The organism is Streptomyces sp. NPDC104367 (assembly GCF_055583825.1).
Map to the genome: position 1 here is coordinate 261,158 of NZ_JBVJND010000011.1, position 26,652 is coordinate 287,809.

The 26,652-nt window shown below is 75.5% G+C and carries 10 protein-coding genes and 1 pseudogene; all 11 read left to right on the top strand.

Annotated elements, in window-relative coordinates; genetic code table 11:
* Positions 1–80 precede the first annotated feature (80 nt).
* Positions 81–6,395: a type I polyketide synthase gene (locus ACZ619_RS19180; RefSeq protein WP_469600073.1), complete on the top strand. Its 6,315-nt coding sequence runs from the start codon at positions 81–83 to the stop codon at positions 6,393–6,395.
* Between the two features lie 56 nt (positions 6,396–6,451).
* Positions 6,452–15,949 carry an SDR family NAD(P)-dependent oxidoreductase gene (locus tag ACZ619_RS19185; RefSeq protein ID WP_469600075.1) on the top strand — a complete coding sequence of 3,166 codons (9,498 nt, stop codon included), beginning with the start codon at positions 6,452–6,454 and terminating at the stop codon, positions 15,947–15,949.
* Entirely contained in the window at positions 15,946–18,405 is a 2,460-nt protein-coding gene (locus ACZ619_RS19190; protein WP_469600076.1) for a beta-ketoacyl synthase N-terminal-like domain-containing protein, read from the top strand. The genes ACZ619_RS19185 and ACZ619_RS19190 overlap by 4 nt, the downstream gene beginning before the upstream one ends.
* A complete protein-coding gene (locus tag ACZ619_RS19195) occupies positions 18,402–19,214 on the top strand; it encodes a thioesterase II family protein (protein WP_469600077.1) in 813 nt (270 codons plus the stop codon). The genes ACZ619_RS19190 and ACZ619_RS19195 overlap by 4 nt, the downstream gene beginning before the upstream one ends.
* On the top strand, positions 19,211–19,735 hold the full coding sequence (locus tag ACZ619_RS19200; protein WP_469600078.1) for a flavin reductase family protein: 525 nt from the start codon (positions 19,211–19,213) through the stop codon (positions 19,733–19,735). The genes ACZ619_RS19195 and ACZ619_RS19200 overlap by 4 nt, the downstream gene beginning before the upstream one ends.
* 15 nt (positions 19,736–19,750) lie before the next feature.
* A complete protein-coding gene (locus tag ACZ619_RS19205; RefSeq protein ID WP_469600080.1) occupies positions 19,751–21,046 on the top strand; it encodes an AMP-binding protein in 1,296 nt (431 codons plus the stop codon).
* Complete coding sequence (gene pdhA, locus ACZ619_RS19210) at positions 21,043–22,173, top strand: pyruvate dehydrogenase (acetyl-transferring) E1 component subunit alpha (protein WP_469600082.1); 1,131 nt, start codon at positions 21,043–21,045, stop codon at positions 22,171–22,173. Before ACZ619_RS19205 ends, pdhA begins: the two co-directional genes overlap by 4 nt.
* Positions 22,174–22,190: 17 nt before the next feature.
* Positions 22,191–23,156: an alpha-ketoacid dehydrogenase subunit beta gene (locus ACZ619_RS19215; RefSeq protein ID WP_469600109.1), complete on the top strand. Its 966-nt coding sequence runs from the start codon at positions 22,191–22,193 to the stop codon at positions 23,154–23,156.
* Positions 23,157–23,167: 11 nt separating this feature from the next.
* Complete coding sequence (locus ACZ619_RS19220) at positions 23,168–24,490, top strand: dihydrolipoamide acetyltransferase family protein (RefSeq protein ID WP_469600084.1); 1,323 nt, start codon at positions 23,168–23,170, stop codon at positions 24,488–24,490.
* A gap of 77 nt (positions 24,491–24,567) precedes the next feature.
* Complete coding sequence (locus ACZ619_RS19225; protein ID WP_469600086.1) at positions 24,568–26,439, top strand: 2-oxoacid:acceptor oxidoreductase subunit alpha; 1,872 nt, start codon at positions 24,568–24,570, stop codon at positions 26,437–26,439.
* Positions 26,432–26,652: pseudogene (locus ACZ619_RS19230) on the top strand (2-oxoacid:ferredoxin oxidoreductase subunit beta); the annotation flags it as partial. The gene ACZ619_RS19225 and the pseudogene ACZ619_RS19230, both read left to right, overlap by 8 nt.

Sequence of the window (26,652 nt, forward strand, 5' to 3'; positions counted from 1 at the left end):
TCCGCGTCCACGACGTCGTCGGCAGCACGCGTGAGCCCAGGCCGAGCCCGGCCCCTCCTTCCCGGACGAAAAGGCAGCGAATGAACGCGCACTCCACACCCGGTCCCGAGGAACGCATCGCCGTGGTCGGCATGGCCGGCAGATTCCCCGGAGCCCCGGACGTCGACAGCCTGTGGCGCCTCCTGACCGACCGCCGGGAAGCGATCGGTCCGGTGCCCCCCGACCGCTGGGACGCCTCCGCCCAGCTCGACCCCGGGCTGCGCATCCCGGCCGTCGGCGGCTTCCTCGACGACATCGACCTCTTCGACGCCGGGTTCTTCGGGATCTCCCCGCGCGAGGCGGCCGCCATGGACCCCCAGCAGCGGCTGCTCCTCGAAGTCGGCTGGCGGGCGCTGGAGGACGCCGGACAGCGGGCGGCCGACCTCGCCGGCACCCGCACCGGGGTCTACGTCGCCACCGTCTGGCACGACTACGAACTGCTCAGCAGGGCCCGCGGCGCCCTGCACACCTCCCACACCCTGGTCGGCACCGGACGCGACATCCTCGCCAACCGGCTGTCGTACTTCATGAAGCTGCGCGGCCCGAGCCTCGCCGTCGACACCGGCTGCTCCTCCGGGCTCGTCGCCCTCGACCTGGCCGCCCGCGCGCTGCGCGCCGGCGACATCGAGGCGGCCGTCGTCGGCAGCACCAACCTGATGATGGACCCCCATGTCACCATCGGCCTGACCCACTTCGGCGGACTCTCCCCGGACGGCCGCTGCGCCTCCTTCGCCAAGTCCGCCAACGGCTTCGTCCGCGGCGAGGGCGTCGCCGCCGTGTACCTCAAGACCCTCTCCCGGGCCCTGCGCGACGGCGACCGGGTGCACGGCGTCCTGGTGAGCACCCTGACCAACAACGACGGCGGCGGCCACAGCCTGGTCAGCCCCAGCCAGGAGGGCCAGGAGGACCTGCTGCGCCGCAGCTACGGCCGGCACACCGTGCCGGCCGCCGACCTGTCGTACGTCGAGGCGCACGGCACCGGGACCAAGCGCGGCGACCCCACCGAGGCCGGGGCGCTCGGCACGGTACTCGGCCGGGCCCGGCCGGCCGGCGACCCGCTGCCCATCGGCTCGGTGAAGACCAACATCGGCCATCTGGAGGGCAGTTCGGGACTGGCCGGGCTGATCAAGGTCCTTCTCTCGCTGCGTCACCGGACGGTGCCGCCCTCGCTGCACGCCGAGGAGCTCAACCCCGGCATCCCGTTCGGCGACCTCAACCTCAGCGTGGTCCGCGAACCGCTCGCCCTGCCCGCCGAGGGGCCGGTCCACCTCGGGGTCAACTCCTTCGGCTGGGGCGGCACCAACGCCCACGTCGTCGTCTCCTCCCCGCCGGAACCGGCCCCCGCGGCCGGCCGGGACCGGGGCGACGACACCGCGCTGCCCCCCGTGATCACCCTGTCCGCGCAGCGCACCGAGGTGCTCGCCCGCCGTGCGGCCCAGCTGCGCGACACACTGCACGCCTCCGGCGAGACCGGCACGGCGGAACTGGCCGGCACCCTGGCCTGGCGCCGCGACCACTTCCCGGAACGCGCCGCGTTCGTCGCCGAGGACCTCCGCCGGACCACCGCCGCCCTCGCGGCCCTCGACGGGACCGCCGCCCCGGACGCCGAGGTGGTCACCGGCCGGGCCGTGCCGCACCGGCGTACCGCCTTCGTCTTCCCCGGACAGGGCTCGCAGTGGCGCGAGATGGGCGTGGCCCTCTACCGGGACAGCCCCCTGTTCGCCTCCACCGTCGACCGCTGCGCCAAGGCCCTGGCCCCGTACACCGACTGGGACCTCACCGACGTCTTCGCACCCGGCCCGGACCCGGACGCCGGCCCGGTCGCCGGCACCTGGACCACCCGCACCGACGTGCTCCAGCCGGCCCTGTGGGCGATGTCCCTGGGCCTGGCGGAGCTGTGGCGGGCGGCCGGGACAACCCCCGACGTCGTACTCGGCACCAGCCAGGGCGAGATCACCGCCGCCACCTTCGCCGACGCCCTGTCCCTGGACGACGCCGCCCTCGTCCTCGCCCGCCGCGGCGCCCTGATCGCCGAACGGGTCTCCGGCCGCGGACTGATGCTCGCGGTCGACCTCGACCGCGAGGCCGCCGAGCGCGCCCTGGAGGGCTTCGAGGAGTACGTCTCCTTCGCCGCCCACAACGGCCCGCACTCCTGCGTCCTGTCCGGCGACCACGAGTACGTCCTCGCGCTGAAGGAACTGCTGGAGGCCGAGGGCACCTACTGCGCCCTGGTCAACATCGACTACGCCTCGCACAGCGCCGGCATGGGCGTCCTGCGCGAGGACATCATGACCGCGCTCGCCCCGATCCGGCCCACCGCCGGGACCATCCCCCTCATGTCGACCGTCGAGGCGCGCATCGTCGACGGCGCCTCGCTCGGCCCCGGCTACTGGGTCCGCAACCTGTGCGAGCCCATCGAACTCGTCTCCGCGACGGACGCCCTCGTCGACGCCGGCGTGACCCACGTGGTGGAGATCAGCCCGCACCCCGTGCTGCACCCGGCGCTCGAACAGCAGGCGGCCGTACGCGAGGAACCCCTCGCCCTGCTCACCACCCTGCGCCGCGGCCACGGCGAGCTGCGCGACGTCGCCCACGCCCTCGCCCGTGCCTACACCGCCGGACTGGAGCCCTTCGGCACCCTGCCCCGGGCCGGCCGCTTCCCGGTGCCCGGCTACCCCATGGAACGCGAGAGCTTCTGGCCCGCCGACGACCATCGCACCGGCGGCGCCGCCCAGGGCTTCGAGGCGCCGCTCACCCCCGCCCCCGGCCGGGCCGGCGTGTGGCACGGCGCCCTGGAGCTCTCCCCCCGCACCCAGCCCTGGCTCACCGACCACCGGCTGTACGACACCGCGCTGCTCCCCGGCACCGGCATGCTCGCCCTCGCCCTGCACACCGCGCTGGCCCGCACCGGCAGCCTGCCCGGCCGCCTCGTCGACGTCGCCTTCCGCAAGGAGGTGACCATCGGCGCCGAGCCGGTCCGCTTCACCACCGAGTGGCAGGACACCCCCGACGGCGGCTCGTTCCGGCTGCTGACCCTGCCCGCCGGCGCCGCCGAGTGGGACGTCGTCGCGACCGCGGGCGCCGAACCCGGCACGCACCCCCCGGCCGTCCCGGGGCTGCCCGGCTGGGCCGACGAGGTCCCGCCCGAGGACACCGAGGAGTTCTACCGCCGCTGCACCGCCCGCGGACAGGTCTACGGACCGGCGTTCCGGACCGCGCACACCCTGCGCCGGCATCCGTCGGGACAGGAGGCCCTCGGCGAGATGCGGCTCCCGGAGGCGCTCTGGGCCGGCCTGCGCCCCCGCGTCCCGCACCCCGCGCTGTGGGACGGCGCGCTCCAGGTCGCCCTGCTCCTCGACGACGGCCCCGAGGCGCTGATGCCCACCGCCGTCCGGGCGGTGCACCTCCTGGCCGGGGACGCCGAACCCGTCACCGCACTCCACTCCCACGTCCTGCGCGGGCCCGACGGCACGCTCGACGTCCGCGTCCTCACCCCCGACGGACGTCCGCTGCTGGTGATGGAGGGCCTGGTCCTGCGCTCCCTGCCCACCGCCGACGGCCGCGACACGCACACCGGCCGCCTGCACCGCGTCCACTGGACCGACGCCCCCCACACCCCCGACGGCGACCGCGGCCCTGGCGCGCCGGCCGGCGCCGGCCACTGGATCGTCTGCGGCGGCGACGGCGCGCAGGACCTGGCCGACGCGCTGCGCCGGGCCGGAGCCGAGGCCACCGCGACGGACGACCCCACCCCGCCCCAGGAGTCGCTCGCGGGCGAACTCGACGGCGTCGTCTTCGTCGCGCCGCGGGCCTGCGTCGGATCCGACGCCCAGCAGCGCGGACTCGCCCACCTCACCGCCCTGGTCCGCGCCTGCGCGGCCCTGCCCGCGCTGCCCCGGCTCACCGTGGTCACCGACCGGGCGCAGAGCGCCGTGGCCACCGACGCCCCCGACCCGGGAGCCGCCCTCTACTGGGGCTACGGCCGGGTGCTGCAACGCGAGCACCCCGAACTGCGCCCCCGGCTGCTGGACGTGGACGGCTCCCACCCGGACTGGGCCCAGGAGTGCGGCCGCGCCCTGCTCGCCGACGGCACCGACGACCAGCTCGCGCTGCGCGGCGGCCGCCGGCTCGCCGCCCGCATCGTCCGCGGCGCCGAGCCCGGCCCCGGCGGCCCCGACACGGGCGGCGCGGCCCGTCCCGCCTGGCGCACCCGCCCCCAGCCGTTCCGGCTGGGCCCGGCCCGCCGGGGCACGCCCACCACCGCCGAGTTCCTGCCGTGCACGCCCCCCGTCCCCGGCCCCGGCCAGGTCGTCGTCGAGGTCACCGCGGCCGCCGTGTCACCGGCCGACCTGCGCGACCTCGCCGCGATCCGGACCGGTCAGGCCCCCGCCACCCTGCCGCTCGGCCGGGCCTGCGCGGGCCGCGTCGGCGCGGTGGGACCGGACGTCACGGAACTGAGCCCGGGAGACCGGGTGGCCGCCGTGGCCCCCGGCTCCCTCGCCGGCCAGGTCCTCGCCGACGCCGCGCAGGTCGTCCGGGTGCCCGACCGGCTCGACGACGGCCAGGCCGCCGCCCTCCTCCTCCCGGCCGTCACCGCCTGGTACGCGCTCACCCGGGTCGGCCGGACGGCGGCCGGGGACACCGTGCTGATCCTCACCCCGGCCCTGCCCGACGCGCTGGCGGCCGTCCAGGTCGCCCGCAGCCGGGACGCCGTCGCCCTCGTCGTGGCCGACGCCGCGCACGCCGACGCGCTGCGCGCCGCCGGTGCCCACGAGGTCCTCGACGCCGCCGACCCCGACTGGCCGTCGGCCGTCGCCGCGGCCACCGGCGGCCAGGGCGTCGACGTGGTCCTCGGCCCGCACGAGGGCACGGCCGCCGCCCACGCCCGGGAACTGCTGGCACCCGACGGACGCCACGTCGAGGACGTCACCCGGGCCCCCGCCGCGGCCGACGACGCACGGCCGGTGCCCGCCGGCGCCACCTACGGCTCGGCCGACCTCGACCTGCTGCGCGTGGGCCGCCCCGCCCGCCACGCCCGGCTGCTGGCCGAGGCCTGGGCCCTGGCCGCCGACGGCCGGCTCGGCGCCCCGCCCGTGCGCACGCACGACTGCGCCGGCGCCACCGGGACCACCACCGACCTCGGCCACGATCCCCACGGCCCCCGCCTCGTGCTCACCGGGCTGACCGGCGTCGCGCACGTCGCACCGGAACCCCTGCCCGAGGGACGGCTGCGCCCGGACGGCGCCTATCTGATCACCGGCGGCCTCGGCGCCCTCGGCCTCTCCCTGGCCGAGTTCCTCGCCGCGCGGGGCGCCGGCACCCTCGTCCTGACCGCGCGGTCCGCCCCCTCCACGGCCGCCGCCGCCCGGCTGACGGCCCTGCGCGACGGCGGCACCGTCGTCCACACCCTGCGCTGCGACGTGGCCGACCGCACCGTCGTACGCCAGGCCCTGGACGGTCTGCGCGAGCGGGGGCTGCCGCCGCTGCGCGGTGTCGTGCACGCCGCCGGTGTGGTCTCCGACGCCACCATCGGAACACTGACACCACGTCAGCTCGCCCGGGTGCTGCACCCCAAGGTGGCCGGCACCCGCACCCTGGAGGCCGTCACCGAGCACGAACCGCTGGACTTCTTCGTGCTGTTCTCCTCCGTCGCGGCCCTCGTCGGCAACCCCGGCCAGGCCGCCTACGCGGCGGCCAACGCCTACCTCGACGCGAGCGCCGAACTGCGCCGCCGCCGCGGGCTGCCCGCGCTCAGCGTCCAGTGGGGTCCGTTCGCCGACATCGGACTGGCCGCCCGCGCCGAGCAGGCCGGCGCCCGCCTGGCGGACCGTGGCATGGACGGCTTCCCCGCCGACGAGGCCTGGCACGCCCTCACCCGGCTGCTCGCCGACGACCGGCCCGTCGTCGGCTACGTCCCGCTGGACCTGCGCCGCTGGTTCGAGGCCGCCCCCGACACGGTGGCGCTCAGCGCCTGGCGCACCCTCCACGACGACCAGCGCGACGACGGCGCGGGCACCGCCGCGAGCGCCTTCGCGACCGCCCTGCTGACCGCCCCGGACGAGGCACGCCCCGCCCTGGTGGAGGCCAAGGTCCGCGAACTCGCCGCCCAGGTGCTGCGGCTCGCCCCCGAACGCCTCGAACGCGACCTCCTGTTCGAGTCCCTCGGCCTGGACTCGCTGATGAGCCTCGAACTCCGCAACCGGCTGGAGGCGGCCTTCGGACTGCGGCTCTCGCCGACCCTCATGTGGACGTACGGCACGCTCCGCACCCTCGCCAAGGCCCTCACCGATCAGGTCAACGATCAGGTCAACAAGCAGGTCACCGAGCAGGTCACCGCGGCGCGGGAGTCCCGGTGACCGCCGACCGCGCGGCCCGTCCCGCCGCCGCCCCGACCCGACCGCAAGGAACCCCGATGCACGAGAAGAGCGCCTCCGAGGGAGGCAGGCAGACACCCCTGACCCGGGCCCTGGACACCATCCGCTCCCTGCGGCAGCAGCTCGGCGAGCAACAGGGCGACCAGCCCGTCGCGATCATCGGCGCGGGGCTGCGGCTGCCCGGCGGCATCGACACCCTCGACGCCTACTGGACCGCCCTCGCCGAGGGCCGGGACCTGGTGCGCACCATGCCCGAGCACCGCAAGGGCCCCTTCGCCGACGCCTGGCGGGGACTGCCCCAGCGCGGCGGCTTCCTCGACGAGGTCCTCGACTTCGACGCCGGGTTCTTCGGCATCAGCCCCCGCGAGGCCCGCCACCTGGACCCGCAGCACCGGCTGCTGCTGGAAGTGGCCTGGGAGGCGCTGGAGCACGCGGCCGTCCCGGCGGACACGCTCGCCGCCGCCCGCACAGGCCTCTACCTGGGCGTCATGTGGCAGGACTACCGGGAATGGTGCGAAGGCGAACCCGACGCCTACTGGGCCACCGGCAACGGCCACAACTTCGCCGCCGGCCGGGTGGCCTACGCGCTCGGCCTGACCGGCCCGGCGATGACCGTCGACACGGCCTGCTCGTCCTCGCTCGTCGCCGTGCACCTGGCCGTGCAGGCGCTGCGCCGCGGCGAGTGCGAACTCGCCTTCGCCGCGGGCGCCAACCTCATCATGTCGCCGCGGACGATGCGCCTGGTCCAGGAGACCCGTTCGCTCTCCCCGGACGGCCTGTGCAAGACGTTCGACTCCCGGGCCAACGGCTTCACCCGGGGCGAGGGCGTGGGCGTCGTCCTGCTCAAGCGGCTCGACCACGCCCTGCGCGACGGCGACCGGGTGCTCGGTGTCGTCCGGGGCACGTCCGTCAACCAGGACGGCCGCTCCAGCGGGTTCACCGCGCCCAACGTCCTCGCCCAGGTGTCGCTCATCGAGTCCGCCCTGTCCGACGCCGGACTCGAGCCGGACGCCGTCGGCTACGCGGAGACCCACGGCACCGGCACCGCCCTCGGCGACCCCATCGAGATGGACGCGCTCGCCACCGCCCTGGGCCGGCGCAACGGCGGGGCGCCGCTCCCGGTCGGCGCCCTCAAGACCAACTTCGGCCATCTGGAGGGCACCGCCGGAGTCGCCGGGCTGATCAAGGCGATGCTCTGCGTCTCCCGGCGCCAGGTGCCGCCCGTCGTCCACTTCCGCCATCTCAACCCCCGGATCGACCTGTCGGGCACCGGCATGACGGTGCCCGACACCCTGGGGGAGTGGTCGCCGTCCTCCGGTGACTGCGCCTCCGTCAGCTCCTTCGGGATGAGCGGCACCAACGCCCACGCCATCGTCGGACCGCTGCGGCCGGACGAGGTGCCGGCCCGCCCCGCCGACGCGCCCGCCCCCGCGGTCACCGGCTTCGTCATCTCCGCGAGGACCGCGGAGGCGCTGCGCGAGCGCGCCGCCCGGTACGCCGCCGCCCTGGACACCCTGGACGCCGCCGACTACCCGGCGTTCGCGTACACGGCGACCGCGGGACGTACGCCCATGGACGTCCACGCGGCCGTGACGGCGGCCGACCCCCGGTCCGCGGCGACCGCGCTGCGGGCCCTCGCCGAGGGCCGCCCGGTGCCCGAGGTGACACTGACCGAGGGAGCGGACGCCCGGTCCGACGCGACCCCGTCCGACGCGACCCCGTCCGACGCGACCCCGTCCGACGCGGCCCCGTCCGGCGCGGACCGGCCCGACGCGGCCCGGCTCGGCGCGGGGCTGCCCCGCCGGGTCGTCGACCTGCCCGCGTACCCCTGGCAGCGCGGCCGCTTCGCCCCGCAGCCGAGGCCGACGGCCACCGCGCGGCGGGACACCACGGACACCCCCCTCGTGCACGAAGTGGTCTGGCGGCCCCTCACCTCCCCGAGCACGTCGGCCTCCCCAAGCGCGCCGTCCTCCCCGAGCACGTCGTCCTCCCCGAGCGCGCCGTCCTCCCCGTCCGCCCCGTCGACCGTGCGCGCCGTCGTCCTGGCCGGCGACGACGAGGAGCTGCTCGGCGCGCTGGCCCGCCGGGCCACGGCGCTGGGCCTCACCGGCACGGTCCTCACCCCCGGCGACCCGGCCCTGCCCGGCGGCTGGCGACGCGAGGAACTCCCCACCGCCGGCGCCGCCTGGGCCGCACGTCTCCACGGCACCGGAGACCCGGTGGTCCTGGCCCTGCGCGCCACCGAGCTGCCCCTGACCGATTCCGCTCCCGACTCCGCTCCTGACGCTGCTCCCGGCACGGCTGCCGACGCTGCTCCCGGCACGGCTCCCGACGCCGCCCCCGGTTCCGCTTCCGGCACCGCCGACGGTGTCGCCGGGCCCGGTGCCGTGCTGTGTGCGGCGGTGACGGGCGCGGTCGCCGGGTGCGCGCGCGGCGGCGGCCGGGTGTTCGCGCTCAGCCGGGCGGTGTGCCGGACCGGCCCGGAGGACGTCACGGTCGCGACGGACCACGGACTGCTGCACGGCCTGGCGCCCGTCCTCGGTCTCGAACTCGGTTCCGGCTGGGGCGGGGTCGTCGATCTGCCGGCCGCCCCGGCCGACACCGATCTCGACGCCCTGCTGCACTTCGTGGCGGCCGAGACCGAGGCCGCCGCACGCGGGGACCGTGCCGAGGACCGGGCCGCCGTCCGCGACGGCGTCGTCCTGACCGCCCGCCTCACCGCGTCCGGGGCGCCCGCCGAACCCCTGCGGGTGGTCCCCGAGGCCACCTACGTCGTGACCGGCGGCCTCGGCGGCGTCGGCCGTGAGCTGACCGCCGAACTGGTTGCCCGCGGCGCCCGCCACCTCCTGCTGATCGGCCGGCGGCAACCGGCCGGCCTGGCCCCCGAAGCACGGGCCCTGCTCGACGGCTTCGCCGCCGCGGGCGTCGAGGCGGTCTACCGGCCGGGCGGCTGCGACACCCCCGAGGCCGTGGTGGAGGCCTGCGCCGCGCTGGCCGCGATGCCGCCGGTGCGCGGCGTGCTGCACGCGGCCGGCACGGTGGAGCGGGTGCCGGCCGAGGAGACCGGCGTACCGCGGTTCGCCGCCGCCCTGCGCGGCAAGTTCGCGGGGGCGTGGCTGCTGCACCGGGCCTCCCTGGACTGGCCGCTGGACTTCTTCGTCACCGTCTCCTCGGTCTCGGCCGTCTGGGGCACCGACCGGTGCGCCGGCTACGCCGCGGCCAACGGCGGCCTCGACGCCCTCGTCGCCCACCGCAGGAGCCACGGCCTGCCCGCGGACAGCATCGCGTACGGGCCCTGGGACCTCGGCGAGTCGGGCATGGCGGACTCCACGAGCCGTGACACCTTCGCCCGGCTGGGCGTGGGCGCCCTGGACGCGGCCACCGGCCGCGCCGCCCTCGCCGGATCCCCCGCGGCCTCCGGACACGTCGTCGTCTGCCCGCTCGACGTGCACCGGTTCCACGCGATGATGGCCCGCTTCCGCTTCCGCGGCCTGCTCTCCGCCGACCTCCCCGGAGCCGACCTTCCCGGAGCCGACCTTCCCGGAGCCGACCCGGCCGGGGGCGCGGCGGCCACGGGCGCCGTGTCCGAGGCCGGGGAAGTACGCGAGCCGTCGGTCGTCGCGGAGCTGGCGGCGCTTCCCGAGCGCGCGAGGCCCGCCGCCGCGCGCGCCCACGTGGCCCGGATCGTCGCCGCCCAGCTGGGCTTCGACTCCGCCGCCGCCGTCCAGGACGACACCGGCTTCTTCGACCTCGGCCTGGACTCGATCATGGCCGTGGACCTGGTCGGCCGCCTCGGCCAGGCCTTCGGGGCCGCCCTGCGCGCGGCCGACGCGTTCGACCACCCCACGGTCGCCCGGATGGCCGAGTACCTGCTGACCGACGCACCCGAGCGGCCCCCGGCGGCCACCCCCGCGCCGGCCACCCCCGCGCCGGCCACCCCCGCGCCGGCCGTCCCCGACCCGGCACCACGGGAGCACCGTCCCGTCCCGGCCGCCGCTCCCACGGCGTACGGCACCGCACCCGGCACCGCACCCGGCACCGGGCACGGCACCGGGCACGGCACCGCACCCGGCACCATCGCGGCGCCGGTGAGCGGCGTACCCGAGCCGATCGCCATCGTCGGGATGGCCGGCCGGTTCCCGCAGGCCGACTCCGTCGACGAGCTGTGGACCCTGCTGCGCGAGGGCCGCGACGCCGTGGGCCCGGTCCCCGAGGGCCGCTACGACACCACCGCCTTCCACGGCGACGACGGCCCCGGCTCCGGCTGGATCACCACGAACCAGGGCGGCTTCCTCACCGACATCACCCGGTTCGACGCCGCCTTCTTCGGCATCCCCGGCCGCGAGGCCGAGAACCTCGACCCGCAGCAACGGCTCCTGCTGGAGTCCGCCTGGCACGCCCTGGAGGACGCCGGCACCGACCCGCACGCGCTGCGCGGCACCCGCACCGGAGTCTTCGTCGGCATCAGCTACGCGGACTACGCCCGGGTGCTGGCCGGTTCCGGCGCGGACCACCTCGACGCCTACTACAGCACCGGCACCTCGCTCAACGCCGCCGCCGGCCGCCTGGCGTACACCCTCGGGCTCAACGGGCCCGCCATGGCCGTGGACACCGCCTGCTCGTCCTCCCTCGTCGCCCTGCACCTCGCGGTGCGGTCACTGCGCGGCGGCGAGTCCGACGCGGTGCTGGCCGGCGGCGTCAACGTCATCCTCGACCCGATGGCCTCCGTCTCCGCCAGCCGCGCGCACATGCTCTCGCCCGACGGCCGCTGCCGTACCTTCGCGGCCGACGCCAACGGGTTCGTCCGCGCCGAGGGCTGCGGAGTCCTCGTCCTCAAACGGCTCTCCGACGCCCGCCGCGACGGCGACCGGGTCCTCGCCGTGATCCGCGGCACCGCCGTCAACCAGGACGGCGCCTCCTCCGGACTCACCGCGCCGAGCGGCACCGCCCAGCGGGCCCTGCTCGCCGACGCCCTCGCCGACGCCCGGGTCACCGGCGCCCAGATCTCCTACCTGGAGGCGCACGGCACCGGGACCGCGCTCGGCGACCCCATCGAACTCGGCGCCGCCTGGCGGGTCCTGGGGCCGGACCGCAAGCCCGGTGAGCCGCTCCACGTCGGCTCCGTCAAGAGCAACATCGGTCACTGCGAGTCGGCCGCCGGGATGGCCGCCGTCTTCAAGACCGTCCTCGCGTTGAGACACGATCTCATCCCGGCCAACCTCCACTTCGCGGCACCCAACCCGCACGTGGACTGGGCCGACATGAACGTCAGGGTGGTGGACACCCCCACCCCGTGGCGTTCCGGCGGCGCCCCCCGGGTGGCCGGTGTCTCGGGCTTCGGCCTCACCGGGACCAACGCCCACGTGGTGCTCGCCGACGCACCGGCCGGGGCCCCCGCCGCCACGAACGGCGACCCGGCCGGCACCCCGCACCTCATCCCCCTGTCCGCCCCCGACCCGGCCGGCCTGGAACGGCTCGCCGCCGCCTGGCACGAGCGGCTGGCCGGCGCCGCCGACGGGGAACTGGCGGGCCTGGCCGCGACGGCGTCCACGGGCCGCGCCCACTTCCCGCACCGCAGGGCCCTGCTCGGCGGGACCCGGGACAGGCTCCTCGCCCAACTGGCGTCCCCGCTCCGGGACCGCCCGGCCGGCGGCCGTCCCCGTATCGCCTTCCTGTTCTCCGGACAGGGCAGCCAGCGGTTCGGCATGGGCCGGGAACTGTACGAGACCGAACCGGTCTTCCGGGAGGTCTTCGACCGCTGCGACCGCGAACTCGCCCCCGCCCTCGGCGGCTCCCTGGTCGAGCTCACCCTCTACGGCGACGACGAGCGGGCCGTGCACGAGACACGGGTGACCCAGCCGGCGCTCTTCGCCCTGGAGAGCGCGCTGGCCGCCCTCTGGGAGTCCTGGGGCGTCACCCCGGACGTGGTGATCGGACACAGCGTCGGCGAGGTGGCCGCCGCGGTCCACGCCGGGGTGACGGACCTCTCGTCCGGGCTCCGGCTCATCGCCCGGCGGGCCGAACTGATGCAGGGCACCCCGCGCGGCGCCATGCTCGCCGTCCGCGCCCACGAGGACCAGGTCCTCGAACGGCTCCGGGACACCACCCTCGACATGGCCGCCGTCAACACCCCCGACGCCACCGTCGTGGCCGGGACGCCCGAGGAGATCGAGAGGTTCGCGGCCCGCCTCGCCGAGGACGGCGTACGCGGTGTCCGGCTCACCGTCTCGCACGCCTTCCACTCCCGGCTGCTCGACCCCGTCCTGCCGGCCCTGCGCGAAGCCGCCGCCGCCCTCGACTTCACCGCCCCCGGCATCCCCCTGATCTCCAACCTCACCGGCCGGACCGCCGGACCCGGCACCGTCGACGCGGACTACTGGGTCCGGCACGCCCGCAACCCGGTCCGCTTCCACGACGGCGCGCGGCGGCTCGCCGAGCACGAGATCGACGTCTGCGTGGAGATCGGCCCGGACGCCACCCTGGTGAACCTGGTGCGCGCGGCCGGTCCGGCCCCGGCCGGCACCCTGCTGCCCTCGCTGCGCCGGGGGACGGCGGACCGGGCCGCCCTGGCCGCCGCCGCGAAGGAGCTGTACGAACTCGGGCAGGACATCGACTGGACGGCCGTACAGGCGCCGCGCCGGGTGCCGCGCGTCGCGGCCCCGCTGTACCCGTTCGCCGCCACCCCGTTCTGGCGGAGCGCCCCGGCGGACCGGGCCCCGGCCGCCCCCGCCGTCCCGCGGCCCGCGGCACCCGTGCCCGCGTCCGGGGCCGCGCCCGCCGGACCGCCGTGGGGCGTGGAACTGCGCTCGCCCGCGATCCGGGGCCGCGTGTTCGCCACCGAGCGCAGCACCGTGTACCCGCCGCACCTCGACGACCACCGGCTGTTCGGCACCGTCCAGGTCGCCGGGGCCTCCCAGACGGCGACCGTGCTGTCCGCGCTGGGCCAGGACGGCGAGCGGGTGGTCCTGGAGGACCTGCACTTCCCGCGCGCCCTCGTGCTGCACGACGGGGAGCGCTACGAGCTCCAGATCATCGAGCGCGACGGCGAGGACGGGGCCCGCACGGTCGGCGTGCACAGCCTCCTCGACCCCGAACGCGGCCTGTGGCAGGAGCACCTGACGGCCCGCCGGGTCCCCGCCGACCCGGCCGGACACCGGCCCGCGCCCGACCCGCGGGAATTCGCCGAGCACGCCGACCGCCACCTCGGCGGCGAGGCCTTCTACCGCCATCTGCGCGGCATCGGCTACCTGCTCGGCCCCTCCTTCAGCTGGGTGGGCGACGCCTGGATCCGGGGCGACGAGGCACTGATCCGGTTCGACTGGCCCGAGAAGACGAACGAGCCCGCCGAGGACTACCAGATCCACCCCGGCCTGCTCGACTCCTGCCTCCAGAGCTCCGTCTGCTTCGCCGTCCCCGACGACGACGCGGAGCCGCCGGAACAGGAGCAGGCCCTCGTCATCCCGTTCGCCGCCGCCCGGGTCTCCTTCCCCGGCCGGCCCGTACCGGGCAGGCCGCTGTGGGGACACGTACGGGCCAGGCTGCGGGCGGCGGCCGACGACCGGTTCCACCAGGTGGAGACGGCCGACCTGCACCTCTTCGACGAGAACGGCGCCACCGTCCTCGCCATGGACGGCTTCCGGTTCCGCTCCGCCTCCCGCGCGGTGCTCCAGTCCTCGCTGCGCCGGGGCGCCCGGCACACCTGGGACCTCGCCTGGACCGAGGCGCCCGCCGCACCCGGCCCGGCCGAACGGCCCGCCCGGAGCCGGACGGTGGCCGTCCTCGGCGCCGGCACCCCGCACGGACGGCTCCTCACCCGGGCCGCCGAGGAGGCCGGCCACCGCGCCGTCGCGCTGGACGACCTCGCCGCGCTCACCGAACGGCCCTCCCCGGACCTGGTCGTCGACGCCCGCTTCCTCACCGCCGCACCGGCCGGCGCGGGCACCGCGACCGAGGCCGTCCTCGACCTCACCGCCGGTCTGCGCGCCGCCCCCGCGGACGTGCCCTACGCCGTGCCGGCCGTCGCCGGACCGGCGGCAGCGGCCCTGCGCGAGACGCTCTGGGGACTGCTGGCCTGCGTCGAGGCCGAGGAGAGCGAACGCCGCCTGCTGCGGGTGACGCTGACGGACGGCTGGGACGCCCCCGGCCTGCTCCGCGCCCTCGACCGGGTCCTCGACGACGGCCCCGCCGAGACCCGGCTGGAGATCGGCCCCGGCCCACTGCGCACCGGCCGCCTCGTCCCCGCCACCGGCCCGGCGGGAGCCCCGGGCCCGCTCACCGGCGCCGCCCTCGTCACCGGCGGACTCGGCGGGCTGGGACTCGCCACCGCCGCGATCCTCGCCCGCAACGGCTGCCCCGGCATCACCCTGATGTCCCGCTCGGAACCGGACGCGCGGACCCGCCGGCTCATCGACCGGATCACCGCCGACGGCACCCCGGTCCAGGTGGTGACCGGCGACGTCACCGACCCTGCCGACTGCGCCCGCGCGGTCGCGAGCGCCGGGGCGGACCGGCCGCTGCGGCTGGTCCTGCACCTGGCCGGCGCCACCGACGACCGGGCGTTCGGCCGCGTCGACCGGGCCGCCGCCGAACACGTCTTCGCGGCCAAGGCACACGGCGCCGACGTCCTCGCCGCGGCCCTGCGCGGCCACGAACTCGACGCGTTCGTCCTGTTCTCGTCGGCGTCCAGCGTCCTCGGCTCCGCCGGGCAGAGCGTCTACGGCGCGGCCAACGGCTACCTGACCGGCCTGGCCGACCGGCTGCGGGCCGAGGGCATGCCCGCCACCAGCGTCGCCTGGGGGCCGTGGGTGACGGACGGCAAGGGCGGCCTGGCCGCCTCGGAGACCGTGCGCCGGGCCACCGCCCGCCTCGGCATCGGCACCCTCACCGACGAGACGGCCGAGGCACCGCTGCTGGCCGCGCTCACCGCCCGGCAGGCCCACGTCATCGCCGTCGACCTCGCACCCGACCGGTTCACCGAGGCGCTCGGCGGCCATCCGCGCGCCCGGCTGCTGGACACCGCCACCGGCCGCGGCGCCCCGCGCACCGCCACCCCGGCGGGGCCCGGGACGGACGGCCGGCCGCGCGGCTGGTTCCGCGCCCGCCTCGACGCCCTGGAGGCCCCGGAACGCGAGGCGGCCCTGCGGGACTTCGTCCGGGAGGCCGCCGGGGAGACGCTCGGACAGCCCGCCGCCCCCGACGAGGAGACCACCTTCGGCGACATGGGCCTGGACTCGATCATGGTGATCGATCTGCGCACCCGGCTCTCCCACGCCCTCGGCGTCGACCTCCTGGCGACCGTCGCCCTCGACCATCCCACGGTGCCGCGCATCACCGACCACATCCTCGGCCTGCTCCGGGCCACCGCCACCGCACCCGACCCGGCCGACCCGCCCGGCCGCCAGGAGGCCGCGGACCACGACCGGCTCCCGGAACCCGCCGCCCTCCCGGACCTCCCGGACCTCGCGGAGCTGTCCTTCGAGGAACTCCTCCGGACCGTCCAGAGCGACGTGTCCCAGAAAGGAGCAAGCCAGGCATGAGCGACGCCATGGACACCGACGGCATCCGCGCCCTGATGGAGGACCAGCTCCGGCTCTCCCACCGGCTGCGGGCCCGGATCGCCGAACTGGAGGACGAACGCCACGCGCCCGTCGCCGTCGTCGGCATGGGACTGCGGCTGCCGCCCGCGATCGACACACCCGAGGCGTACTGGGACTTCCTGTGCGGCACCGACTCGGCGCTGTCCGCGATCCCCGCCGACCGGCCCGGCCTGCGCACCGTGTACGACCCGGCCGCCGGACGCCCCGGCCGCTCCTACGTCGACCGGGCCGGATTCCTCGGCACCATCGCCGACTTCGACGCCGACTTCTTCGGGATCTCCCGCCGCGAGGCCCGCCTCCTCGACCCCCAGCAGCGCATGCTCCTGGAGACCAGCTGGGAGGCGCTGGAGCGGGCCGGGATCGCGGTGCGCCGCGCCGACCGCCTGGACGTCGGCATCTACCTCGGCATGATGACCTCCGAGTACAGCGAGCGGAACGAGGACCGCTCCGACATGTCCCGGATCGACCCGTACTACATCACCGGCGGCGGACTCAGCTTCGGCGCCGGCCGCATCAGCCACCTCCTGGGCTTCTCCGGACCCGTCATGGGCGTGGAGACCGCCTGCTCCTCCTCCATGACCACCCTGCACCTGGCGGTCCGGGGCCTGCGCAACCGCGAGTGCCGGTACGCCCTGGCCGCCGGCGCCAACCTGCTGCTCTCCGCGAGCCTGATGGTGTCGCTCTGCCAGACGCGGGCACTGGCACCGGACGGCCGCTCCAAGTCGTTCCTCGCCACCGCCGACGGCTACGGACGCGGCGAGGGCATCGGGGTCGTCGCCCTCATGCGCCTCGACGACGCCGAGCGCGAGGGTCGGCCCGTCCTCGCCGTCGTCCGGGGCAGCGCAGTGAACCACGACGGCGCGGCGTCCGGCCTGACGGCCCCCAACGGACCGGCCCAGCAGGAGGTGATCCGGGCCGCGCTCGCCGACGCCCGCGTCGACCCGGCGGACGTCGGTTTCGTCGAGGCCCACGGCACCGGCACCGTGCTCGGCGACCCCGTGGAGGTCGGCGCCCTGGACGGCGTCCTCGGCGAGGCCGTCCGCCGCCGGGGCACCCCGCTGAGCATCGGCAGCGTCAAGTCCCGGCTCGGCCACCTCGAAGGCGCCTCCGGCATCGCGTCCGTGATGAAGACCGTGCTCATGCTCCGGCACGGCGTGATCCCGGCCGCCGCCCACCCGGACGACGGCGACCTCAACCCGCACATCCCGTGGGACCGGATCGGCTTCCGGGTGCCCCGGCGGAACACGCCGTGGCCGGACCGGCTCACCCGCCGGATCGCGGGCATCAACTCCTTCGGCATGAGCGGGACCAACGTCCACGTCGTCCTGGAAGCCCACCGGCCCCCCGCCGGGACCGCCCCCGAGGCGCCCGCGCGGGGCCCGGAACTGCTCACCCTGAGCGCCCGGGACCCCGAGGCGCTCGACCGGCTCGCCGACCGGGTCGGCTCCCTGCTGCGCAGGTCCGGCGAGACCCGGCCGGCCGACCTCTGCCACACGCTGCGCGCCGGCCGCGCGCCGTTCGCCCACCGGCTGGCCGTGGTCGGCGCCACCGCGCGCGAACTCGCCGAGGCGCTCGCCGACCGGCGCGCCCAGGGCCTGGCGACGACCGCCGTCCAGCAGGCCCCGCGCCGGACGACACTGCGCGCCGAGGGCCCGCCCGTACAGCTCGCCGCCGTCGTCACCGCCCTCGCCGAGGCCCACCCCGGCCTGCTGCCCGCCCCGGCCGTCCCCGAGCCCCCGGCCACGACACTGGCCGCCATGCTCGCCCGCCTGGGCGTCCCCACCACCCCGGCGACGACCCCCCGCACCGCCCCGGACGCCGCCGAACCCGGGCTCCGGGTCGAGCTCGCCTGGGAGGTGCAGGGGCGGCGCAGCACGGTGCCGCTCGCGGGGGAGAGGCCGCAGGACGCGCCGGCGCTGCTGCCGGCCGCGCTCGCCGAGCTGTTCGCCGCGGGAGCGGACCTGCGGCTGGCGGCGCTGGCCGCGCCCGGCGCCCGTTTCGTGGCCGACCTGCCCACCTACCCCTTCCGCCGCCGGACGTACTGGATCGACGAACCCGAGGCCGGCCCCGGACCCGCGGACGGCGCCCGGCGCGGCGGCGAACGTCCCGCGGCCGCCCTCCCGGAGTCGCTCGAACCCGAGGCCCTGACCCGCTACCTCCTGGACCTGCTGGGGGACGTGCTCCAGGCGGAGGCCCTCGACCCCGAGCTGTCCTTCCTCGACGTCGGCGGCGACTCCTTCATCTCCACCCTCTTCATCACCCGCGTCGAGGAGCGCTTCGAGGTCGGCATGACCGCCGACGAACTCTCCCTCGACCTGCCGCTGCACACCCTGCTCGGCAAGCTCGCCGAGAGCATCGCCGCGACCGCGGCCGCCGGACAGGGGGTCGGCGCATGACCGCCGGCACCGTCTCCCCCGCCTTCGTCCGGCCCCGCGCCGTCCCGGCCCCCGCCGTCCGCCTGGTCGTCGTACCGCACGCGGGCGGCTCGGGCAGCGTCTACCACCCCATGACCCGGGTCCTGCCGCCCGACTGGGACCTGCTCCTCCTGGACCTCCCCGGCCGCGGCCGACGGCACGCCGAGCCCGCCGTCACCGACATGGCCACGCTGGTCGCCCGGGTCACCGAGGACGTGCTGCCCTTCGCCGACGGCACCCCCCTCGCCCTGTTCGGCCACAGCCTCGGCGCCGTCGTCGCCTCCGAGACCGCCCGGTCCCTGCAGTCCCGCGGCACTGCCCCGCTGTGGCTGGGCGTCTCCGGACGGCAGGCGCCCGGCATCCAGCCCCCCATCCGCCTCCTGGACCCCAGCCTGTCCGAGGTGGAGTTCGTCCGGCGGCTCACCCGGCTCGGCGGCATGCCCGACCGGCTCGGTGAACTCCCCGAGTTCAGGGACCGGTTCCTGAAGGTGATCCGCGCCGATCTGCGCGCCCTGGACTCCTACCGTCCCGACCCCGCACGGGAGCCGCTGTCCGGCGCGCTCACCGTGTTCGCCTCGACGGACGACGCGCTGGCCCCCGCCCCGGGCGCGGCGGCCTGGTCCCGGGAGACCAGCGGTGCCTTCCGGCGCCGGGTCTTCTCGGGAGGGCACTTCCACTTCCTCAAAGACGCCTTCCCCGCGTTCACCGAGGCCCTGGTGGCCGAGGTCGGGGCGGCGCTGGACACCGCGTCGCCGTCCATCGGCACGCCCCGCCGGAAGGACGCGTCATGAGGCACGGGCACCCCGCCGACTTCCGCACCCTGATGGCCGGTTTCCCCACCGGCGTGACCGTCGTGACCACCACCGGCGCCGACGGCCTGCCCTGGGGCATGACCCTCACCTCGCTGTGCAGCGTCTCGCTGGAACCCCCGGTCCTGCTGGTCTGCATGCGCCGCGGCAGCCCGACCCTGGACGCCGTGCTGGCCGGCCGGCGGTTCGCGGTGAACCTGCTGCACCGGGGGGCCAGGACCACCGCCGAACTCTTCGCCTCCGGAGCGCCGGACCGCTTCGACCGGGTGCCCTGGCACACCGCCGACGGCACGGCCGGCCCGCATCTGCCGGACGCCGCGCACACCGTCGCCGACTGCGTGGTCACCACCGACCACGTCGTCGGCGACCACGTCGTGATCATGGGCACGGTCACCCGGGTCACCCGCCTCGCGGAGGAGCAGCACCCCCTGCTGTACGGGCTGCGCCGCTTCGCCACCTGGCCCGACACCGAAGACCACCTGTCCTACGACTTCATCTCCTGAGACGGCGGGGAACCAGTGACCACGCGTCAGCCCAGGCAGCAGGCCGGCCTCCCGCCGTCCGCCGCCCTCACCCTCGACCAGGTCTTCGCGCGCACCGCCCGCCTGCACCCCCGCCGGGTCGCGGTCCAGGACTCCTGGCACCGGCTCACCTACGCCCAGGCCGAGCACCAGGCCGTCCGCCTGGCCTCGGCGCTGGTCCTCGGGGGAGTCCAGCTCGGCGATCCGCTGGTCGTCCACTGCGAGAACCACCGCCAGGCGCTGGTCGCCCAGCTCGCCGTGCTCAAGGCCGGGGGAGTGTGCGTCCCCGTCCCGGGCGGGGCCGGCGGCCCGGCGGCGGCCGTGCGCGCCACCGGGGCGCGAGCCGTGCTGTGCAGCCGCTCCACCTACGACCCCGAGGTCCGCGGGGTCCCGTCGCTGGCCCTGGACGACCCGTCCACCTGGCGGAAGGTCTCCGCGGTGCCGCCGGAGGGGGCGCTGCCCCGCTCCGCGCCGGAGGGCGGCGCCCATCTGCTGCCGGCCGCCCGCGGTCCGGGCCGGCTGGTCGACCACCGCTCCTGGCTGCGCTCCGCGGCCGACCGCAGCCGCCGGGCGGGGGTGCCCGGCGGCACCGTGACCATCGATCAGGAACCCATGTCCCGTACGGCGCTGGCCGCCATGTGGTGGGCGTTCAGCTGCGGCGCGACGCTGCACACCGCCCCCTGGACCCCGGATCCCGCGTGGCCGCTCATGGGCGCGCCGGACAGCGTCGCCGTACTCACCCCGGAGCAGTACACCCACCACCTCACCCCGAACCCCCCACCCCGCCGCCCCACTGCCGGTCCGGGGGCCGGGCCGGATGCCGTGGGCGCCGTCGGGGGCGCCGTCGTGGGGTTCGGTGCCGTGGTGCTCATCGGCGGGCCCGCCTCGCGGGATCTCGTCTCCCGGCACTTCGCCGTCCGGCCGGGCACGCGGTTGTGGTCCGAGTTCGCCCCGACCGACGGCGCGGTGCCGTGGACCGCCCACGAACTGTTCGCCGCGGACGGCCGACGGCCCCACGAACCCGGGGCGGGCAGCCCGGTGCCGCCCGTCCGGCTGCGTGTCACCGGCGCCCGCGGCGAGAACCTGCCGCGCGGAGCGGTCGGCGCGGTCGTCGCCATCGGCCCGCCCTGGTGGCCCGACGACGTACAGCACTCCGGCTGGCGGGGCAGCCTGACCGCCGACCACACCCTCGACATCACCGGGCGCCCGGCCTCCGCGTCCGCCTCCCACGCCGCCGACCACCCGCACCGGCCGACGGCCCCGACGGGCCGTCTCGAGATGGAAGTGACATGACGTTGCCGACACCCGACTTCGCCGACGCGCTGAACGCCTTCGTGACCAGCTCGGCCGAGCCGGAGCCGCTCCAGCTGCTGACCCCCGAGGGCACCCTGCTCGCTTCGCCCCAGGACACCCCCGGCTACGACCCCGAACTGCTGCGCGTCCTGTACCGGGACATGGTGATGTCCCGCAGCCTGGACACCGAGGCCACCGCCCTGCAACGGCAGGGCGAGCTGGGCCTGTGGCCGCCGCTGGCCGGCCAGGAGGCGGCCCAGGTCGGCTCGGCCCACGCGCTGCGCCCCGACGACTACGTCTTCCCGAGCTATCGGGAGCACGGCGTCGCCTGGTGCCGCGGGGTCGACCCGGTGGACGTGGTCAAGCTGTACCGCGGGGTGACCAACGGCGGCTGGGATCCGCGGAGGTGCAACTTCCACCTCTACACGCTGGTCGTCGGCTCCCACACCCTGCACGCGACCGGGTACGCCATGAGCCTGGCCAAGAAGGGCAGCGACGCCGTGGCCGTCGCCTACTTCGGCGACGGCGCCACCAGCGAGGGCGACGTCGCCGAGGCGTTCACCTTCGCGGCCGTCCACGACGCCCCGGTCCTGTTCTTCTGCCAGAACAACCAGTGGGCGATCTCCGAGCCCGTCACCAGACAGCTGCGCGGCCCCCTCTACCGCAGGGCCCACGGTTTCGGCTTCCCCGGCGTACGCGTGGACGGCAACGACGTGCTCGCGGTGCACGCCGTGACCCGGTACGCGCTGGAGCACATCCGCAACGGCAACGGCCCTTTCCTCGTGGAGGCGTTCACGTACCGCATGGGCGCGCACACCACGTCGGACGATCCGACCCGCTACCGCCTCCAGTCCGAGCTGGAGCACTGGCGGGCCAGGGATCCCATCGCCCGGCTGCGCATCCATCTGACCGAGGCGGGGCACGCGGGGCCGGAGTTCTTCGAGGAGGTCGACGAACAGGCCCGGGAACTCGCCCTGCGCATCCGCCGCGAGGTACGCACCATGCCGAATCCGCACCGGCTGACCGTTTTCGACCATGTGTACGTGGAGGGGCACGCGCTCGTGGACGAGGAGCGGCGGCAGTTCGAGGAATACCACCGATCCTTCGCCGATCCGGAGAGTGAATGACGATGCCCGCGGAGACGATGACCCTGGCCAAGGCACTCAACCAGTCGTTGCGCAGAGCCCTGGAGGACGACCCCGGCGTCCTCGTGATGGGGGAGGACGTCGGCACGCTCGGCGGGGTGTTCCGGGTGACCGACGGTCTCCAGAAGGACTTCGGCGAGGGCCGCGTGATGGACTCGCCGCTCGCCGAGTCGGGCATCCTCGGCACCGCCATCGGGCTGGCCCTGGGCGGCTTCCGTCCCGTGGTCGAGATCCAGTTCGACGGGTTCGTCTTTCCCGCCTACGACCAGATCGTCACCCAGCTGGCCAAGCTCCACGCCCGCTCGGACGGCACCATCCGGATGCCCGTCGTCGTCCGCATCCCCTACGGCGGCGGCATCGGGGCCGTGGAACACCACAGCGAGTCCCCTGAGGCGCTCTTCGCCCATGTGGCGGGTCTGAAGGTCGTCTCGCCGTCGACCCCCTCGGACGCCTACTGGATGCTCCAGCAGGCCATCCGCAGCGACGACCCGGTGATCTTCTTCGAGCCCAAGCGCCGGTACTGGGACAGCGGCGGCGTGGACCCGGCCGACCCGCCCACCCCCCTGCACCGGGCGCGGATCGTCAGGCCCGGCGCCGACCTGACGCTCGCGGCCTACGGGCCCATGGTGAAGGTGTGCCTGGAGGCCGCCGACGCGGCGGCCGAGGAGGGCCGTTCGCTGGAGGTCCTCGACCTGCGGTCGGTGTCCCCCGTCGACTTCGACACCGTGCAGGCCTCCGTCGAGCGCACGCACCGGCTGGTCGTCGTGCACGAGGCGCCGGTCTTCCTCGGGGCCGGCGCGGAGATCGCCGCCCGGATCACCACCCGGTGCTTCTACACCCTGGAGGCCCCGGTCCTGCGGGTCGGCGGCCACCACGTGCCCTACCCGGCGGCCCGCCTGGAGGAGCACTACCTGCCCGACCTCGACCGTGTGCTCGCCACCGTCGACCAATCGCTGGCGTACTGAAGGACCGTCCCATGACTGACACTGACGACCGGCTGCTCGAGTTCCGGATGCCCGACGTGGGCGAGGGACTCACGGAGGCGGAGATCCTCACCTGGTACGTCCGGCCCGGTGACACCGTCGTCGACGGGCAGACCGTCTGCGAGATCGAGACGGCCAAGGCGGTGGTCGAACTGCCGATCCCGTTCGACGGGGTGGTACGCGAACTGCGGTGCGCGCAGGGCGAGACGGTGGCCGTCGGCGCGGTCGTCATCACCGTCGCCCCGGGGGAGCGGCCGCATCCCGCGCAACCCGCACTTGAAGCGACGGCCCCGCAAACGACGGCACCTGAAGCGCCGGCACCGCAGCGGCAGCCGGTGCTCGTCGGCTACGGCGTCGCTCCCGGGACCGCGAAGCGCCGGCCCCGCGCGCTGCGGCCGTCCGGCACCGGACCCGGCACCGGACCCGGCCGGGTCCTCGCCAAGCCACCGGTCCGCAAGCTGGCCAAGGACCTCGGGGTGGACCTCGCCGCCGTCCTGCCCTCGGGCCCGGACGGTGTCGTCACACGGGAGGACGTGCACGCGGCCGCCGCCCGCACGGAACCGGTGACCGCCCCGGCCCCGGCGCCACCTCCCGGCTCCGCTTCCGCGGCCGCCCCCAGGGAGACGCGGGTACCGGTGCGCGGAGTGCGCCGGGCCACGGCCGTGGCCGTCACCTCCTCCGCGTTCAGCGCCCCGCACGTGACCGAGTTCGTCACCGTCGACGTGACCCGGACCATGAAGCTGGTGCGCGAACTGAAACGCGAACCCGGCTTCGCGGACCGCCGGGTGACCCCCCTGCTCCTGGTGGCCAGGGCCCTTCTCGCCGCCGTCGCGCGCAACCCGCAGATCAACGCCTCCTGGGACGGGCCGGCACAGGAGATCGTCCTCAAGCACTACGTCAATCTGGGCATCGCGGTGGCCACGGCCCGCGGGCTGACCGTCCCGAACATCAAGGACGCCCACACCCTGTCACTGACCGACCTGGCGGGGGCGCTGGACGACCTCGCCGACACCGCCAGGACCGGCCGGACCAGCCCCGCCGCGCTGACCGGCGGCACCCTCACCATCACCAACATCGGTGTGTTCGGGGTCGACAGCGGCACACCCATCCTCAATCCGGGGGAGGCCGCGATCCTCGCCGTCGGCGCGATCAGGTCCCGGCCATGGGTCCACAAGGGCGAGGTGGTACCCCGTCAGGTGGTCACTCTCGGCCTGTCCTTCGACCACCGGCTGGTCGACGGCGCACTGGGCTCCCGGGTGCTCGCGGACGTCGCCGCGGCACTGGAACGCCCCAGCCGCCTGATCGCCTGGAGCTGAGCATCGCCTGGGGCTGAGCACGGTGCCCGCCCCGCACGTCCTTCCGACCAGCACCCGAACATGTGAGGAGTCCCGTGATGTCGGCTCGTGTCTCGGCCAAGGCGGTGAAGACCGTCGACCGGGTGATCATCCGGTTCGCGGGTGATTCGGGTGACGGGATGCAGCTGACCGGTGACCGGTTCACTTCGGAGACGGCGTCGTTCGGGAACGATCTGTCCACGCTGCCGAACTTCCCGGCTGAGATCCGGGCTCCTGCGGGCACGTTGCCGGGGGTGTCGTCGTTCCAGCTGCATTTCGCGGATCATGACATCCTCACGCCGGGGGACGCGCCGAACGTGCTGGTCGCGATGAATCCGGCGGCGTTGAAGGCGAACATCGGGGATCTGCCGCGGGGTGCGGAGATCATCGTGAACACGGACGAGTTCACGAAGCGGGCGATGCAGAAGGTCGGCTACGGCACGTCGCCTTTGGACGATGGTTCCCTGGACGGGTACAGCCTGCATCCGGTGCCGCTGACGACGCTGACGGTGGAGGCGCTGAGGGAGTTCGATCTGACGCGCAAGGAGGCGGAGCGGAGCAAGAACATGTTCGCGCTGGGTCTTCTGTCGTGGATGTATCACCGGCCGACGGAGGGTACGGAGCGGTTCCTGGAGCAGAAGTTCGCGAAGCGGCCTCAGGTGATGAAGGCGAATCTGGCGGCGTTCCGGGCGGGCTGGAATTTCGGGGAGACGACGGAGGATTTCGCGGTCTCCTATGAGATCGCTCCGGCGACGACGGCGTTCCCGGTGGGGACGTACCGGAACATCTCGGGGAATCTGGCGCTGTCCTACGGGCTGGTCGCCGCGTCGCGGCAGGCGGGTCTGCCGTTGTTCCTGGGGTCGTATCCGATCACTCCGGCCTCGGACATCCTGCACGAGCTGTCCCGGCACAAGAATTTCGGGGTGCGGACGTTCCAGGCGGAGGACGAGATCGCGGGGATCGGGGCGGCGCTGGGTGCGGCGTTCGGGGGGTCGCTGGCGGTGACGACGACGTCGGGTCCGGGGGTGGCGCTGAAGGCGGAGACGGTGGGGCTGGCGGTGTCGCTGGAGCTGCCGCTGCTGGTGGTGGACATCCAGCGGGGCGGGCCGTCGACGGGACTGCCGACCAAGACGGAGCAGGCGGATCTGTTGCAGGCGATGTTCGGCCGCAACGGCGAGGCGCCGGTTCCCGTGGTCGCGCCACGGACCCCGGCGGACTGTTTCGACGCGGCCTTGGAGGCGGCCCGGATCGCGCTGACGTACCGGACGCCGGTGATGCTGCTGTCGGACGGTTACCTGGCCAACGGCAGTGAGCCCTGGCGGATCCCGGAGCTGGCGGACCTTCCCGACCTGCGGGTCCCGTTCGCCTCGGGGGCGAACCACACGCTGGAGGACGGCACCGAGGTGTTCTGGCCCTACAAGCGTGATCCGCAGACCCTGGCCCGGCCCTGGGCGGTCCCCGGCACGCCCGGCCTGGAACACCGTATCGGCGGGATCGAGAAGCAGGACGGGACGGGCAACATCTCCTACGATCCCGCCAACCACGACTTCATGGTCCGCACCCGGCAGGCCAAGATCGACGGCATCACCGTTCCCGACATCGAGGTCGACGACCCGGACGGCGCCAGGACCCTGGTCCTGGGCTGGGGCTCCACCTACGGGCCGATCACCGCGGCGGTACGGCGGCTGCGCGCGGCCGGGGAAGCGATCGCCCAGGCACACCTGCGCCACCTCAACCCCTTCCCCCGCAACCTGGGCAGCGTGCTGGGACAGTACGAGCGGGTCGTCATCCCCGAGATGAACCTCGGCCAGCTCGCCACCCTCATCCGGGCGAAGTACCTGGTCGACGCCCACTCCTACAACCAGGTCAACGGCATGCCCTTCAAGGCCGAGCAGCTCGCCACGGCCCTCAAGGAGGCCATCCATGACTGACACCGCTGACGAGCTGTTGCGGCTCGTGCCGAAGGCCGAGGGCCGGCAGTCGATGAAGGACTTCAAGTCGGACCAGGAGGTGCGGTGGTGCCCGGGCTGCGGTGACTACGCGATCCTGGCGGCCGTGCAGGGGTTCATGCCCGAACTCGGGCTGGCCCGGGAGAACATCGTCTTCGTCTCCGGGATCGGCTGCTCCTCCCGCTTCCCGTACTA

Bases quoted from the DNA above. Each gene is read 5' to 3' on its own strand.
- ACZ619_RS19225 (WP_469600086.1), top strand. From the start codon at position 24,568: ATGTCGGCTCGTGTCTCGGCCAAGGCGGTGAAGACCGTCGACCGGGTG.
- ACZ619_RS19190 (WP_469600076.1), top strand. From the start codon at position 15,946: ATGAGCGACGCCATGGACACCGACGGCATCCGCGCCCTGATGGAGGAC.
- ACZ619_RS19180 (WP_469600073.1), top strand. From the start codon at position 81: ATGAACGCGCACTCCACACCCGGTCCCGAGGAACGCATCGCCGTGGTC.
- ACZ619_RS19220 (WP_469600084.1), top strand. From the start codon at position 23,168: ATGACTGACACTGACGACCGGCTGCTCGAGTTCCGGATGCCCGACGTG.
- ACZ619_RS19185 (WP_469600075.1), top strand. From the start codon at position 6,452: ATGCACGAGAAGAGCGCCTCCGAGGGAGGCAGGCAGACACCCCTGACC.
- ACZ619_RS19215 (WP_469600109.1), top strand. From the start codon at position 22,191: ATGACCCTGGCCAAGGCACTCAACCAGTCGTTGCGCAGAGCCCTGGAG.
- ACZ619_RS19195 (WP_469600077.1), top strand. From the start codon at position 18,402: ATGACCGCCGGCACCGTCTCCCCCGCCTTCGTCCGGCCCCGCGCCGTC.
- ACZ619_RS19200 (WP_469600078.1), top strand. From the start codon at position 19,211: ATGAGGCACGGGCACCCCGCCGACTTCCGCACCCTGATGGCCGGTTTC.
- pdhA (WP_469600082.1), top strand. From the start codon at position 21,043: ATGACGTTGCCGACACCCGACTTCGCCGACGCGCTGAACGCCTTCGTG.